A 16,507-nucleotide genomic window follows, 5' to 3' on the forward strand; every position below is an offset into this window, starting at 1 on the left:
GGGTATAGAGAATTCACTGAATGGGGTGCGTGTAGGTTTTGAATACAAGAAGTCGATCATTGTTCCGGCTAACCAGCCAGCGGGTTCCCGACGCCGTTCGGAGGACCTGTATATCCCGAATTTCGCCGGTTACTGAAAACCCGGAAAAAGGTCCGGGGCTGGCTCGGAAGTTCCCTTTACCATCGTTGAATAGTACCAGACCGGGGTTTGCATTATACTGTCCCTGAGCCGGATTAACGCTATAGAGGTTGCCTCCGGTCAGTACGTCTGGTGTCCCGTTACCATCCACGTCGCCAATCGCGAATGCGTAGAGTTTTGACCATTGGGCCGGAGCCGGCAATTCGTGAATGACAAACCGAAGGTCCCCTTTGTTCTCCAGCCATACGGAACTGTAACGATTGATTTCAAATTCAGTGGCTCCGTTCAGCTCGCCTTTATTGAAGATGTCCTCTACGGTTTTTCCGGCGAAATCAGCGTAGGTGGTGAATTTCTTGTTGATGACCGAAGGAAGCTGTTTGCCCAGTTCGTCTTTGCCCGCCAGCGGATAGTACGAGCCGGACTGATCTTCGTACGCCAGAATTTGTTCAGCCTGCCCATTCGAATCGATGTCTTTCACCCACATTTTCAAATGATCAGATCCTTTTCGCCGAAAACGACTATTCAGCCCCAGATTACCGAACACCCCATCTTCCCGCCCGTCTTTATTGAGATCGCCCCAGGCCATACGACTCCAGAAACCTTTCATACGGGTGGATTCTGTACCGTCGGCTTCTTCCATCCGAATGGGTTTTCGGGTGAATTTTCCGCCTTTTTGTACAAAGAGTTGGGGCTCCATCCAATCGCCGATCACCAGTAGATCGGGCTTCTGGTCGCCGTCAAAGTCGCTCCAGTGGGCATCCGTCAGTAAACCCGCCAACCGTAACTCCGGAGCCAGCCGATCCGTTTGATCGCTGAAATTCCCTTTCCCGTCATTTACCAACAGGAACGACCGGGGTGGTTTTCCGTAGGCATAAGCTGTCACGCGGCCCGAAACAAACAAATCAATATCCCCGTCTTTATCGAAGTCCGCCGGATACACCCCCGACTTGTTTTCCAGCATTTTTGGTAACGCCGTACTGGCTTTGGTAAAAGAACCTTTTCCGTCATTGAAGTACAACAGGTCTTGTAACTGACCCATTTCGCCGTAGTACTCATTCCCCCCCGCAACAACGTACAGATCCAGATCACCATCTCCATCGGCATCAAAAAACGTAGCGGCTACGTGTTCAGCCGATGAATCAGCGTCGAATGTGGGTTGCATGCTACGGACAAACTGACCGTCGGGTTTTTGCGTGAATAACTGCCCGACCTTGAGTTTAGCCCCGGGAATGTAAATATCTTCCAGGCCATCGCCGTTCACGTCACCTTTGGCCAGTCGTGGGCCTTCCGTCGAAAGCTGAAAAGGCATCAGCGGTTCGCGGCTAAAGTCAAAATAATCCTTGTTCTCGTAATGCGTGTAGGGGATGGGACCGGGCTGTACTTCCTCCAGTACGGGCGTCTCGGCGTTTTTCCACCATTGCGATACTTCCTGATTTTTGGCAGAAGCATACCGCAAGGTCAGGTTTTGGTTTGTTTTGATATTCCGCAGGGTTTCTGATTTCCCATCCGGCCAGATGACCAGCAGGCTGTCGATAAGGGCTTGTTTGCCCAAACCAAATGTTAATGTAGGTTCTACTGACGATTGAAAACCGCGTACGGGGCTGTTTTGCTGGTAAAACAACTGGGTACTGTCCCGCATCAATACTTTCGCTCCAACGCCAAAAACATTCGCCTTTTCTCCCTTGAAATTTACTTTCAGGTAATGGTTCCCCAGCGTCTGGCGGGCTGTATTTCGATACACGCCTGCGGCCTCATTGATGTCGTTACTGATCAGATCCAGATCGCCATCGTTATCCAGATCCGCGTAGACCGCTCCGTTACTAATATTTTCCTTAGCAAATCCCCAGTCCGCAGAGCGATTTTTGAAATTAAAATCGAAAGGCCCTTTAACTACGCCTTGGTAGAGGTAATTGTGCGTTTTGCCTTCGGGCATGTGCTGAATAGATCTACGAACGGCATCTTTCACCCGTTTATCCAAGGCGGCGTATACGGAGTCCTGAAAAACGTATTTGATGTAATCCATATTATTGGGTCGCCGGACGATGCCATTGGTGATAAATACGTCCTTCACGCCATCGCCGTCATAGTCGGCCCAGAGCGGTGCCCAGCTCCAGTCCGTAGCGGCCATGCCGAGTTGGGCGGCAATGTCCACGAAGCGTTTACCCTGTAAGTTTAATTGTAGACAATTGCGGGCATACTGATAGTGATACCCATAGCTGAGTTTGAACGAAAAAACGTCGAACGCATCTTCGCCCGCCGATGATTTTTCGACCTTTTCATCTTCGGGATACATATCCAGCGTCATCACGTCCAGCCAGCCATCGTTATTAATGTCGGCCACGTCATTGCCCATCGAAAAGCGGCTGGTATGAGCAAACGTCTCTTTTAGTTTTTCGGTAAAGGTGCCGTTTCCGTTGTTGTGATAGTAGTAGTCGTCTTCGTGAAAGTCGTTGGAAACGTAAATATCTTCCCAGCCGTCGTTATCCAGATCGCCCACGGAAATTCCCAGACCGTAGCCCATCGGTGCTCCGTAGATACCTGCTTTTTCGGATACATTCACAAACCAGGGTTTCGCCTGGTTTCCCTTATCAATGATTTTATTTTCGAAGAGATAATCCCCGGCTTCGTTATCCCGCAGGAACCGGGCATTTACGTTGTTGTACGAAATGGCTTTATGAATGGCGTGATTGAGCAGATAACAATCTAGATCACCATCGTGATCGTAGTCGAAAAAAGCCGCCTGCGTTGAAAAGCCTGTAAAATCAAGTCCGTATTCAGCGGCCTTTTCCGTAAAGGTTCCGTCGTGATTGTTAATATAGAGTTCGTTTGAGCCTTCCAGTCCCCGGTAATTTCCGACAGCACACACGTACATGTCCAGCCAGCCGTCACCGTTGACATCGGCCATACTCACGCCCGTCTGCCAATCGGCAAAACCGCCTACGCCCGCCTGCTCGGTAACGTCTTCAAACTTCCAGTTTCCTTTATTAAGGTATAATTTATTTTTGCCACGGTTGCTAACGAAATACAAATCCGTTAGTCCATCGTTGTTAATATCTCCTGCCGCTACGCCTGCTCCATTATAGAAATACAGATATTCGACAATATTCAGGCTGTCGTCGTCTACAACGGTATTCTGAAACGCAATACCCGTTTGGGTCGAATCCAGGGTTTCAAATAGGGGTTTTTCATGGGAAGAAGTACAGGCCGTTAAGCCTATTAAGAAACCACTCGCTACGATTAGTACTTTCAGGACTACGTTACACTGATCACGCATTGACTAGTTGTTTACTGGGGCCAGTATCAATACAGGCCCCTTCCCAACCTGGAAAGGAGCCTGTAAAATAAGGTAAAGCATCTAAAATTAATAACCCGGATTTTGCTTCAGCAAAGGGTTACTATTCATCTGGGTAGCTGGAATCGGCATCAGATTATACTTGGCATCGGTTACCGGTTTAAACTGCCAAGCTTTCTGCGTGAAGGATTTGAAACGAATCAAATCCGTCCGACGGCGACCTTCAAAGGCAAACTCCCGTCCGTATTCTTTCAGCAGGTTATCCAGCGTCAGATCCGCAGCGGTAAAGTCTGCTACGCCTGCCCGCTTCCGGACCTGATTGATATACGGCAGAGCCTCCGCTGTTTTTCCCTGACGAATCAATGCTTCTGCCTTGGTCATCAATACTGAAGAATAGCGGAAAATCGGGAAATCGTTATCCTGATGTTCAATCAGGTTGTTCGCCTGAATTTGGAATTTTTGGAACCGTACGCCCTGATAGGCCAATGCCCGTTCGAGTGCATTGATTTCGGGGGTAAAGTTCAAGTCGTGCCGCTGCCCATCTACGCGGTCATCGTATTGAATCACCCGACCATCAGGGCCCGTTTGCGGACCCGCTAACCACATTTTCTTACGAGCATCCTGATCGGTAAACGTGGAATAGAAATCAGCATAGGTACAATACCCATTCCAAGGGCTAACCCCTAACCCATACTTCGATTGTAGAGCATAGTGTAGCGTACGCATATGGAAGGTGTTACCCGTAGCAAATACCTTGTCGTAAGGAATGACGAAGATGTTTTCCATCATCGAGCCATTCTTGTCGTTGTTTACCGTAAAGTTATCCAGGAAGTTGGCCGACAACGAATACAACTTGGAGTTAATGACCGAATCCGCTTCTGCAGCAGCTTGAGCCCAGCGAGGCGTACCTGTGAATACCTCCGCGTTCAGATACACGTGAGCCAGCAGAGCATGTCCGGCACCGCGAGACATCCGTCCGTACATCGCAACGCTGTTCTCATTCCGCATGGAAGGGATAGCCTCTTTGAGTTCTTTTTCAATAAAATTGAAGACTTCAGCCCGGGTATTCTGTGCTGGATTTCCAGCAGGAGAGTCTTCCGTTAGAATGGGCACATTTCCGAACAAATCAACCAGATAGTAGTAGTTCAGGGCTCGAATACCCCGTAACTCCGCAATCGTGTTCTCCTTATTTGCTACGTTGGACTCTTTCAGAGTACCAATATTGATATTAACGTTAGCAATACTGCGGTAGAAAGCCTCCCACGCTCCGTTGATGTTGGAGGGAATTACCGGTGTAAACTGATGCCGGGCTAGCTGCTGCCAGCGGCCATCATCGTACCAGTCGGGACCACGTGTGGGCACTACGACTTCATCCGTAGTGGTTTCCTGCAACACGAAGGGATCATCTACGAAAGACCGTAGCGTTCCGTAGGAGGAACCAATAACGGCGTTTAGATCGGACTCAGTAGCTGGGAAATTACTTGCATCGGCCCGATCGTATACGGTGGAATCCAGATTGGTACAGGATTGATTGAAAATCATCATCCCCGTAAGCCCGAGTCCGTATAAAATTTTAAGCGTTTTCATAAGAAAGTATGATATTCTGTAAATAAGCGTAATGCTTATTGCTGATTACGTAATAGAAATGGTGTTACTTATCTACTAAGTTAGAACGTTAACGAAACACCAGCTACCAGGGTACGAGCCCGTGGATAGTACGAAACGGGATCTACACCCGGTGAAAGGTTCACCGCCCGGTTATCATCGCTAATCGAACCATACTGGCTACGCGAATCTCCGGTACGCACTTCGGGATCAGCTCCACGGTACTTCGTAATAACGAAAATGTTTTGACCAGAAACGTAGACCTGAGCATTCTGAAGAACTTTTTTCAGACCCGGAATACGGTAACCCAAGCGGAAGTTGTCCAGACGAACAAAGGAGGCATCCTCCAGCCACAGATCAGACCAGGCCGAAGACACGCCCTTACCAATACCCGTTGTAAACGCATCTTTCAGCAAGTTTTCGCCGGGGAACCGGTTGGGGTTCGCAAAGTAGATGTACATCCCGTTGGCAACTTTCTGACCTAAACTTCCGCGGAAGAAGAAGGACAAATCCCAGTTCTTGTACGTGAAGTTGTTTTGCCAGCCTAAGGTCAGCTTGGGTTGAGCATTACCCAGGTAGGTACGGTCGGCACCGGCGGGTTGCGTTCCTCCACCCCCGAAGTCCTGATAAATGTACTCACCACGGTCATTAAAACCGGTAACCCGGGGACCGTAGAACGTACCGATGGCGTAACCTTCCTGCAACACGATGGGTGATGCAATACCGCCCTGTCCGCTACCAAAACTACCGTATAAGAGAGGGCTGTTGGAGTTGTACTGGAACAGGTCGTTACTCAACGAGACGATTTTATTCGTATTGTGGGCCAAGTTCAGGGTCGTACGCCATTCGAAATCCTGCTTGCTGATCGCCTGGAAATCCAAAGCTAATTCAACCCCCTTGTTGGTCACGCGGCCTACGTTAGCCAGCACGTTGTTCGTTCCGGCAACGATTTGCTGCGAACCATAGCGAGAGCCAATGGCAACGGGATAGTTAAACAACAGATCGCGGGTGTCTTTGTAGTAAAATTCCAGCGAACCCGTCAGTCGGCCTTTCATGAAACCAAAGTCTACCCCAACGTTGGTCATGGCAGAAGTTTCCCATTTCAAGTCCGGGTTTGGGTTTTGTGAGTAGAAGTAAGCCGTCTGGAAACCACCGTTAGTATAATACGATCCCTGTGAACCGTACAAACGCCGGGCTGCGTAATCCGCAATACCATCCTGGTTACCTGTGACGCCGTATCCGGCCCGCAGTTTCAAATCGCTGAAAAGGTTACTACTTTTAATGAAATCCTCTTCAATTAAACGCCAGCCCGCCGACACGGAGGGGAACCATCCCCAACGGTTATTCGCACCAAAGCGGGACGATCCATCGCGGCGAATGTTGGCTGTCAACAGATACTTTTCGTTGTACGAATAGTTAAGGCGACCAATCAAACCTACCAGAATCGCTTCTGACTTGTACGAGTTTACACGGCGGTTAGTAGAACCATCGGCGTTGTCATTACCCGCTTCCAGGTTGTTATAGCCAAAGGCATCGGGGAAGTTGCGGTGTTCGGCACCAAAACCCTCGTTACTAACTTTTTGATACGTATGGCCCAACAGAACGCTGAAGTTGTGTTTATCAATCGTATTTGAATAGTTAACGGTGCTTTCGATCAAGCGATCCAGTACTTCCTGCGTTTCCCGACGAGCCCGTGAAATACTGTTTCCACTACCCCGGAAATAGCTAGGAATGAAGAAACCGTACAGGTAATCAAACGTACTCTGCGAAGCGTTTACGCCTACTTTTAATCCCTTAACAATTTCGTAACTAGCTTTGGCATTCAACAACGTTTGACGCTCTTTGCCTTCATTGGTCAACTGCATCAGACGAGCCAGTGGGTTTTCTACTTCAAACTGTCCCTGGGGTTGGTTGAAAGTTCCATCAGCATTGTAGATGGGCTGGGTTGGGTTAAACCGTACCGCTGAACGCAAGGCTCCGTAATCAACAAACTTTTTGTTGTTGGTTTGATGAGAAAGTAACAGTTGGATTTCCAAGCGATCATCTAACGCCTTTTGTACCAAGTTCAAGCGGGCATTAATCCGGTTAAATCCTGAATTCTTGATAATCCCTGGTTGATCCAGATAAACCAGTGACCCCCGATAGCTGAACTTTTCAGCTCCTCCACTAACGGCTACAGAGTGGTTTTGCGTCCAGGACGTCCGCGTCACCTGATCGAGCCAGTTGGTAGATGCTCCATAATCTTGGCCCGTAACATTTTGTTCTGTCAATTTCGCCCGAAATTCGTCTGGCGTCAGGAACCCAGGACGACGTACTTCTTTACCCATCGAAATGTAGCCACTGTATTCAACGGAGGTACGCCCCGCAGAACCTTTCTTGGTGGTAACAATGATGACACCGTTTGCCCCGCGTGAACCGTAAATAGCTGCTGCTGAAGCGTCTTTCAATACGTCAACCGACTGAATATCTTCCGGAGCAACGCTGTTCAACGGAGCACCCGCTACCCCATCAATTACAATAAGAGGCTCAGAGTTGGCTGACAACGATGAGGTTCCGCGTAAACGAATGGTAGGACGGTTATTGGTAGGATCACTATTAGGAGCACTGATGACCAGACCAGATACTTTTCCCTGTACGGCTTGTAAGGGGTTATTCAATACCCCCGCGTTAAAGTCTTTCGAGGTTACCGTAGCGGTGGCTCCAGTTACGTCTGCTTTCCGCTGCGTACCGTATCCGACTACTACTACTTCCGAAAGCGACTGAGAATTAGGCTGTAACGTTACATCGAGTGTGGTCTGATTAGTAATATCGATTTCCTGCGAAATCATACCAACGGACGTAAAGCGAAGTTTTGAACCGGACGTAACGCTAATCTTATACGTTCCATCGGCAGCAGTTTGTGTACCATTAGAAGTACCAACGACTAGGATGCTCACACCAGGGAGTTCGCTTCCATCTTCAGCTGAAGTAACCTTTCCGGTAAGGGTCCTTTGCTGAGCCCAGGTCGTCATGTTGAGAAGAATCATTAAAAGACTCAGACATGTGGTAGACCACTGTCTGAATTTACTTTTTTGACCCAACGAGCTACGCTGCAAGTAAGTCTGTTTCATCATTTGTAAGGGTTATGTATTGTATTAGTAAACTTGGTTAGAGTAAAGTGTCCATCTAATCTAAAAAAAACAAAATGAATCTATCAAATTTGTCTAGTATATTATTAGATGAATACATTTTTACTAGTTTCCGGTACGCAAACTACAATATTTAATTTACATAATACAATTTCTACCTTAAAGTTTAGAAAAAAACAATTTAAGCTTTTATACTTAGTAAAAAGTCTAAATCTATTGTCCTATGATTGTACTAAACGCATAAGTTTTTTGCGGATGAGTATTTATTTTACTGCCTGGTCTTGATTTTATTCAAAATCCAGGTTCCCACGGCATCTCCCTGATTAAAGCCATCGTCAATCGCTGTTTTAAAGTGAATTCCGCCGTATAGTCGGCTAATTGCGGCTTCGGTTGCCGCCGCTTTAAAGGAAGTATACTGACGCACGGGTAATCCATAAGCTATTTCAGAGGAATCCGCAAAGGTTAAATGATCCCCCAGTAAGGCCGATAACGTAACCGCTGAAGCAGCGGAAACGACACTATGCCCGGATGGATATTCAGGAAAGGGTGGTGTTTGTAACAAAGGCTGCCACTGATCATCGATCAGGTTATTGATGTACGTTTCTGGTCGAATACGAACTGTACGGTATTTTTCATCCCAGCAAGCGATAAATCCATCAAATAAAGCGATGGACGTAAGCAGATACGCTTCGGCAGTTTGCATGAAATCTTTCTGGGTTTTTCGGGTGGTAAGACCCACGATGCTCATCCAGTGCCCACCTGGGGACATTTTCTTCGTAGCGAAAGCGGCGTGCCCCTGAATGTTCATTTTGAACGGATTGCAATCCCAGAAATTTGCGATTTCCTTCTCCTCTTCGGTGCTGAACTTTACGGCTTCGTATACCTCTTTCGCCTCTTTGTAACAATCGCTGGCGGGATTATCGCTGAAGGCTGGAAAACCTTTAAGCCGGAATTGAGTAGCCGAATCCAGGGCTAAAGGCCGGATTTTGGCCCAGAACGGTTCTAAAGCATCCATATACGCGGGTGGCGTAGGAACCCAGCTTCCTTTTTGATTCGTTACGGTATAGCGGAATCCCCGGGTTTCCTTATACTGGTCTTTTAATGAGTACGCAATGACGTGTTTGGCCACTGCCTCACCATACTGCATGGAGCGTTCGTAGACGTCCGTAGGCAAAGCCTTTTCAAACGATTCGTAAAAATCTTTTTCAAAATCATCAATCATATCGCCTGAGAAGGTCCACTGCCGACCGACCAGGAGAAAGGCCCGGCTACTGGCCAGAGGAAAGCAGTATTCCTGATCCGCTTCGGGCTTGGGCGTAGCCGTGTATTCATTCAACTGTCCTGCCATGCTCCGATACTGTGGATACGCGGGCAACAGAGCTTCATAGGCGGCTAAACTAGAATACGCGTAGATACGGGCGGCTACGGGCGGCCCGAATACATCGTGGATAATTACCTGCGTTAGTTTGCGTTCAGCCTTTCGTAAAAATTCAGGATTATTAGTAAGACGGGTGTATTCCTGCTTGTTTTTCTGACAGCTACTAAAAATCAGAACAAGAAGAAGTAAGATGAGGGAAAGTGGCTTCATTCGAACTTACTATCGTATTATTTTATTACAATAAATTATCACAAAAATAACAAAACTGACATCATCCTATGTTATTTTTCAGGAATTAACTATAATTTTATTTTCATACGATTTCCTACATGATCTGATCTCTCTAGATTTCGTGTTAACCTCCGTCAAACACAAGCATCCGTAGTATCTTTGCCGGAAACAGTCGTTCGCAACGCATTTCGTGAACGTACCGTACAGTCAGTAGCTTTCCAGCCTGCTTTAGAAACGGAGTTATTTCTGCATGAAACCCAACGTACTACACCTAAGTACCCTGCATCGGGGGGATGATTCGCGAATGGTTCTGAAGATGGCAGTTAGTACGGCTCTGCGTTACCCGACTATCGTATTAGCAACGCCACCGCTGGACGCCGATACTTCCATCACTTTCCTTCCGATTTCCTACGAATCTTCATTACTGAAACGGTTACTGTTTGTACATCCACGGGTTTTGTGGCATAGTTTACGAATACGAGCGAATATCATACACGTACACGCTCCCGAAGCCTTACCGATTGCGTTGTTGAATCAGTGGTTGGGATCGAAAGTCATTTTTGATGTGTACGAAAATATGGCGAAGCAACTCGCTGGGAAGCAGATCAACAATAATCGGCTGTTTCGCTGGTTTTTCCGATTCTTCGACCGTATCGCTCGGCGGAAGTTTTACTTCATTTTTGCGGAAGATTCGTACCTAGAATCGTATGCGGGCGTACGGAAGCCGTCCATCGTCCTGCATAATTTTCCGGATCTTTCTCTATTTCCTTCGTCTGCTTCTTCAACAACGAGTAGCCCACCCGCCTTTTTTTATCTGGGACAAATCAGTAAGGCCCGTTGCCTGGATGTCATGATTGAAGCGTCCCGCCTTCTGCGGAAAGAGCACCCGGATTTTCGTTGGCATATTTTCGGAAAACCGGGATTTGATCTTCGTTCCTTTGAAGAAATTGAACAATTAACCGGCTATGAGGAGGTTAAAGAAAACCTGATTTTTCACGGCCATACGCCGGCTCCGGAAGCGTATCGAACGGGAGCTGGATGTTTGGGTGGGGTCGCCCTATTACGACCGATCGGTGATTTCCCCGGATCGTATCCCAGCAAACTCTTTGAGTATATGGCTTTGGGCTTACCCGTTATTACCTCCAATTTTCCTTTGTATCAATCGGTAGTCGAGAAAAACGAATGTGGTTTTTGTATCGACCCTACTGATGCGGAGCAGTTGTACGAGTGCCTGAAGATTTTAATGGAGCAACCTGCCGTCCGAACCCAGATGGGTGAACGTGGCAAACGGGCCGTCCGGCAACGTTACAATTGGGCTCACGAACAACAGCGGCTGCTGGATTTTTACGAACACGTCCTGCAAAACTAAAAAGGTCCCTCTGAAGATGAACCTCTCTACCTCAGCGATTGTGTACCCAGACGGCCATTTTCCCAACGCCCCGGTGACTCCAGAGGTGGTACGGAATGGCGGTAAATTTCGTCCCGCCGGGGTTTTCCCCTTTGATGAGTACACTCGTGGTTATGAAATCCGGAGCGTTAACGGCTTTTAGTTTCGTCTGCTCATTAACGGAGATTTGCTCGACCTCACCACCGTTATCGACGCCCTCCACGCAGTATACAATCGGGCCGCGTTCGAGAGCAACTCGGCCCTGATCTGCTTTCACCTTTTCGTGAGCCAGTACTTTACGAATAGGCATTGGTAATTCCATTTCCACGACGTCCCCTTTCTTCCAGGTTCGCTGCAGTACCGCAAAGCCTTTTTCGAGTTGATACGTAGCTTTTTTTCCGTTGATTTTAATCGTGATAGGCTGAGCTCCGGCATTCTGATACCGGTATAGATCACCAGGCATGGGCTTGCCCTGAGCCCAGCCGGGAATTCGAATTCGTACCGTAAAGTCCGTAGCTTTTTCGGGTATGAGTGTCAGTTTCTGAAAGCCATTCCAGGGATAATTGGTCTCCTGCGTTACGGTAATCGGCTGATTGTTGAGCGACACGTTAGCGGTACCCGCCATGAATAGATTTAGATACAAATCATTATTCCGAACAGCGTACACGTAACCCGGCAGAGAAGGCATGACGCGGGTAACGTTGGTGGGACAACACGAGGTCGCAAACCATTCGACCCGGGTCGCTTCACCGTTGAACTTGGTTACGCCATCGGCAGCCAGTGGATTAGGATAGAAGAAATGCGTACCGTCCAGCGATACGCCCGACAGAAAGCCGTTGTACATGATTCGCTCGAATACGTCCAAATAAGCCGCATCGCCCGATTCCAAAAACATCCGGTAATTCCAGAGCATCTGAGCTACGGAAGCACAGGTTTCGGCGTAGGCTTCTTGATTGGGTAATTCGTAATCTTCTCCGAACCCTTCGTTCATCCGGTTGGCTCCTACCCCGCCCGTCAAAAACATTCGTTGATCTACGGCGTTGTGCCAGAGTTTATTGAGGGCTTTGCCGTAGGTTTTGGCTCCCATTACCGCATCTACATCGGTCATACCCGCGTACAGATAACCCGCCCGTACCGAGTGGCCCACTACTTCGGTCTGCTCCGTTACGGGAATGTGATCCTGGAAGTACAAACTATCGGCGTGCGAAGCACTGCCGTCGGGTTGTTGCACGATGAGAATCCGGCGAAGGTCTTTCCGACCCCGCATATCAATGAAAAATTTGGCCAGATCCAGGTATTCTTTCTTCTTAGTAGCCCGGTAGAGTTTAACCAGCCCCAACTCAATTTCTTCGTGGCCGGGTACCTCAATTAATTTTTCCGGACCGAATACCTTCAATAAATAATCGGCGTTTTTGGTGGCTACATTTAGTAAGGTTTTCTTTCCGGTAGCCTGGTAGTGAGCCACGGCGGCTTCGTACAAATGGCCTACGTTGTATAGTTCGTGCGAGCCATTTAAGAAATTAAACCGGGTATAGCCGGATCGCCAATCCCGGTCCATTATTTTATCGCCCAAAATAGTACGAATCGTGTACAGGTATCCATCAGGTTCCTGAGCCGCCGCGATTTTAGTGATGACCGTATCCAGGTACGCCTCCAGTTTAGGATCGGGATGGCTGGCTAGCGAATAGGAAGCTCCTTCGACCACTTTGAAAACGTCGGAATCATCGAATCGCTGCCCCCGAAACTCGCCTTTCTTCAACTTTCCCGCAATAGCAAAATTGTCAATCCGACCCGTTTCCTCGCACTTTTGAAAAGCAAAAGGAATGGTTTGCGTACGGTTAGTTTCAATCCGGGGCTGCCAGAAAGCCGAGGTAATTTTAACGTTCGTAAAGGGTACGGGTTGGATGGGATAATCCTGGCTCCGGGCGGAAAACGTCAGGATTGAACCGAGTATTGCAGTGGTCAGGAAGGTACTTTTTCTCATAAAATGCCAGCTTGGGTACGTTTAACAACGCATTCTCTCAAAAAAATAATACCTCTTCGCTTCAAACGGTCCAGAAAATGATCGGGCTTGGCTAAACAACTCAACCAAGACCCGCTTCTTACTTCTTACCCTACTGCTCGCTCAAAACCTACTCCATTTCCGCTACTTTTCCGCCATTCAGCTGAAGCATACGGGTTACGCATTGCGGGATTTCCTCGGTGTAATGCGAAACGTACAACAAGGTACGGTCCGTATTTTCGCACAGGCTATCGACGGTATCCCGAAAACGAATCATCTGATCCGTGTCCAGTCCCTGACAGGGTTCATCGAGAATAAGTAGGGGCGGGTTTTTGATTAAGGCCCGAGCCAGCAATACCAGCCGCTGCTGCCCGGTGGAAAGCTGAGCCAGTCGTTTATCATGATAAGCCTGTAGTTCAAACGCCGTCAGGAATTGTTCAACGTAAGCGGTCTGTTCGTCTTTGAGTTTTTTAAACAGACCCATGGTATCAAACAGCCCGGAAGCTACCACTTTCCAGACGTTTTGATCGCGGGGAAAGTACAAATGCAGCTCGGGTGATACGAATCCAATGTTTTTCTTAATATCCCAGATGCTCTCGCCCGTACCCCGTTTCCGGTCAAACAAGTCAAAATCATTGGCGTACGCTTGCGGGTTATCGCCCGTAATCAAACTCAGTAAGGTAGATTTTCCGGAGCCATTCGGGCCAAGCAAAGCCCATTTTTCGCCCCGTTTTACTTCCCAGTTTATTCCGTCCAGTACTTGGGTTTCTCCGTAGCGAATCGAGATATTTCGCATACGGATGGCATAGTCAAAAGAAACCGCGGGCGTCAGCGGTTCGGGTAATTGAATCTGGTCACGCCGCTTAGCTGCGGCAGGGGGTACATAGTTCCATCGCAGTAGGGACTTGCCTTCGGGTAAATCAAGTATATGCGTAATGGGGTTGGGAATATCCGTCGGCGGAGCGACCATGATCAATGTCGTACCGGTTTCGGCAATGTGCGTGAGAATGTCGTGCAAAGCGGCCCGGCTCGCTACATCCAGGCCGACAAAAGGGTTATCCAGTAAAAGTACCTGCGGATTTTTCAGAAAACTCAGCGTGAGCAACGTACGCCGGGTTTCGCCGTTGGAAAGCGAGGTAACGTGCCGATCCAGCAAATGACTAACCCGTAACCGTGTAGCCACTTCCTGCACATACGCCTCCTCGTAAGCCAGCGGCGGTAGCTGTATCGAGTGAGCGTCGACGGTACCTACGGGTTTCACCTGGTTTTGCAGGACTTCCCATACCGTTGGACTTTCCACCGATGCATAACTATTGAACCGTTGCTGATAGAAGGTGGCCGAAGCGGCGATGTTTCGGTTAAAACTAAAATCGTTGGGCACTAATTCGACGCTTCCTTTCGGTAGATCCGAACGAAACACGCCTCCCAATACGGATCGTTTTCCGGCCAGTATGGACAACAGCAAAGACTTTCCCGAACCCGTAGGCCCCACCAAAGCCCAGTGTTGGCCTTTCTCCAGCGTCCAGTTTAAGTTTTCGATCAGGGTTTCTCGCTCCCAACCGATGCGGGCATTTATCAATTCAAAATGTACAGACATTCGCTACTGCTATTGTAGGCCAGGTTCTATGCTCCCAGCCGCGTTACTCTTTGGTTATTTTTTCCACTTCAGGGTGTTCACCAGATGCATCACATCCTGCTTGATGTACTCGACCACCGGAGCCAGGGAATCATTTTCCGTAGCCGTTTGCAGATACATGGCTCCGCGTAGGAAATGCTTCGTGGAATCCGTCGTATAAAACTGCATATGACTGGGTACATCCCCAGCAATTTCCAGCAGGGTAAAGGTCTGTCCGGACTTGCCCAAGGCGACGGCATCTTTCAGAGCGTAAGCCTTTTCCTGATGTTTGGCAGCTAGCTTGTAGGCGTCGGAAATAAAGCCCCGCAGACGTTCTTTACTGCCCTGTACAGGCTTGTAAGTCAGTTGAACATTAGCTTTCAGGGACGGATACGTAATGAAAATCCAATGGGGCTCGGCCCCTTTGAATGTATCCGGTTTGATGACTGCGGCTTTGGAATACTCGAAGGTATACGGATGATTTTCCGTGAGGAGCTGATACGCGTGCGGAGGCAAATCAATCCGGGGGAAACCTTTGGGTTTGGGCGTATAATCTTCGCTACAAGACCATAGAATACTACTCATTAAAAACGTCAGTAAGCTGTAAGAAAGAGTTCGGAGCATCTTTTTAGTGGTCTGTTTTCCGTTTTCTGTTTCAGACCTTACGTTCAGGAAAACGGTAAACGCTATAACGAAAAGCGGGAATCCAACTGATGGATTCCCGCGAATTTATAATTATTTTCCTAGGAGTTGAATCCCGATGTTCGTTTACTCAAACAAGTTACCCAAGCCGCCCAGTACGGAACCACTTTCCTTGCCACTACCCGTAACACTGGTCATGGAACCCAGGGCATTCGCTAGTTTTACAATCGGCATCGACTGAATCCAGACCCGCCCCGTACCCGAAAGGGTCGCCAGGAAGATACCTTCACCGCCGAATACCATGGATTTTAAACCACCCGAACGCTGGATGGAATAGTTGATTTGTTGCTCAAAACCTACGATACAGCCCGTGTCAACCCGTAGTGTTTCATTATTCAGATACCGTTCGATGACCACCCCTCCGGCGTGGATGAACGCCAGTCCGTCGCCCTGTAATCGCTGGAGAATAAAGCCTTCCCCACCGAATAGTCCCGAACCGATTTTTTGATTGAACGTGATTGCCACTTTCGTACCTAAGGCGGCACACAGGAAGCTATCCTTCTGGGTAATCAGGGCCTGTCCGGGTAAATTAGCCAGATTAATGGGTAGTACGGTGCCCGGATACGGAGCCGCAAAAGCCACCTTACGCTTGCCGTAGCCACGGTTGGTAAAGTGTGTCATGAAAAGCGATTCGCCCATAAGAGTCCGGCTTCCGGCCTGCAGGATTTTTCCCAGAAATCCACGGTCAGGTTCCGAGCCATCGCCCATTTTGGTTTCGAACTGAATGCCATCTTCCATAAAGAGCATGGCACCAGCTTCGGCAATTACGGTCTCGTTCGGGTCCAGTTCGATTTCAACGATCTGAATGTCTTCCCCAATAATCTTGTAATCAATCTCGTGGCTACGCATGGTAGTGTTCAGGTTTTAAAGCGTTTGAGTCGTTTGATAAAGGGCCAGTAGCTAAAATAAAAGTTTATGGTTTTAGTGTCAATCACTGCTTTACACTATTCTCTTCCAGCCACTTATATAAAATCCAATGTACTAAATACGGCTTCATGCTGATGACTCAAACCCCGCAACCTGAAACGT

General features: G+C 48.3%; 9 protein-coding genes. 1 reads left to right on the forward strand and 8 read right to left on the reverse strand.

The window, feature by feature from the left end:
- Nucleotides 1–13: 13 nt before the first annotated feature.
- From C5O19_RS12880 to C5O19_RS12895, 4 genes are all read right to left on the reverse strand, one after another.
- Entirely contained in the window at nt 14–3,412 is a 3,399-nt protein-coding gene (locus tag C5O19_RS12880; protein ID WP_104712796.1) for a VCBS repeat-containing protein, read from the reverse strand.
- Between the two features lie 87 nt (nt 3,413–3,499).
- Nucleotides 3,500–5,017, reverse strand: coding sequence for a RagB/SusD family nutrient uptake outer membrane protein (locus tag C5O19_RS12885; RefSeq protein WP_104712798.1), 1,518 nt, complete (start codon nt 5,015–5,017; stop codon nt 3,500–3,502).
- Nucleotides 5,018–5,097: 80 nt separating this feature from the next.
- Nucleotides 5,098–8,148: a SusC/RagA family TonB-linked outer membrane protein gene (locus C5O19_RS12890; protein WP_104712800.1), complete on the reverse strand. Its 3,051-nt coding sequence runs from the start codon at nt 8,146–8,148 to the stop codon at nt 5,098–5,100.
- A 283-nt stretch (nt 8,149–8,431) separates the two neighbouring features.
- Entirely contained in the window at nt 8,432–9,751 is a 1,320-nt protein-coding gene (locus tag C5O19_RS12895; RefSeq protein ID WP_104712802.1) for a vanadium-dependent haloperoxidase, read from the reverse strand.
- A 271-nt stretch (nt 9,752–10,022) separates the two neighbouring features.
- Between C5O19_RS12895 and C5O19_RS12900 the strand changes: the two genes are divergently transcribed.
- Nucleotides 10,023–11,141, forward strand: a complete 1,119-nt coding sequence (locus tag C5O19_RS12900) for a glycosyltransferase (RefSeq protein WP_104712804.1) — start codon at nt 10,023–10,025, stop codon at nt 11,139–11,141.
- Between the two features lie 31 nt (nt 11,142–11,172).
- On the opposite strand, the gene C5O19_RS12905 is transcribed toward C5O19_RS12900, so the two are convergent.
- From C5O19_RS12905 to C5O19_RS12920, 4 genes are all read right to left on the reverse strand, one after another.
- Nucleotides 11,173–13,143 carry a glycoside hydrolase family 127 protein gene (locus C5O19_RS12905; protein ID WP_104712806.1) on the reverse strand — a complete coding sequence of 657 codons (1,971 nt, stop codon included), beginning with the start codon at nt 13,141–13,143 and terminating at the stop codon, nt 11,173–11,175.
- A gap of 148 nt (nt 13,144–13,291) precedes the next feature.
- Nucleotides 13,292–14,758, reverse strand: coding sequence for an ATP-binding cassette domain-containing protein (locus C5O19_RS12910; protein ID WP_104712808.1), 1,467 nt, complete (start codon nt 14,756–14,758; stop codon nt 13,292–13,294).
- A 54-nt stretch (nt 14,759–14,812) separates the two neighbouring features.
- Nucleotides 14,813–15,400 (reverse strand): gliding motility lipoprotein GldD, encoded by a 588-nt coding sequence (gene gldD, locus C5O19_RS12915; RefSeq protein WP_104712810.1) that lies wholly within the window; start codon nt 15,398–15,400, stop codon nt 14,813–14,815.
- A gap of 144 nt (nt 15,401–15,544) precedes the next feature.
- Nucleotides 15,545–16,327 (reverse strand): TIGR00266 family protein, encoded by a 783-nt coding sequence (locus C5O19_RS12920; RefSeq protein ID WP_104712812.1) that lies wholly within the window; start codon nt 16,325–16,327, stop codon nt 15,545–15,547.
- Nucleotides 16,328–16,507 lie beyond the last annotated feature (180 nt).

Origin of the sequence: Siphonobacter curvatus (genome assembly GCF_002943425.1) — a bacterium.
GTDB classification, from domain to species: domain Bacteria; phylum Bacteroidota; class Bacteroidia; order Cytophagales; family Spirosomataceae; genus Siphonobacter; species Siphonobacter curvatus.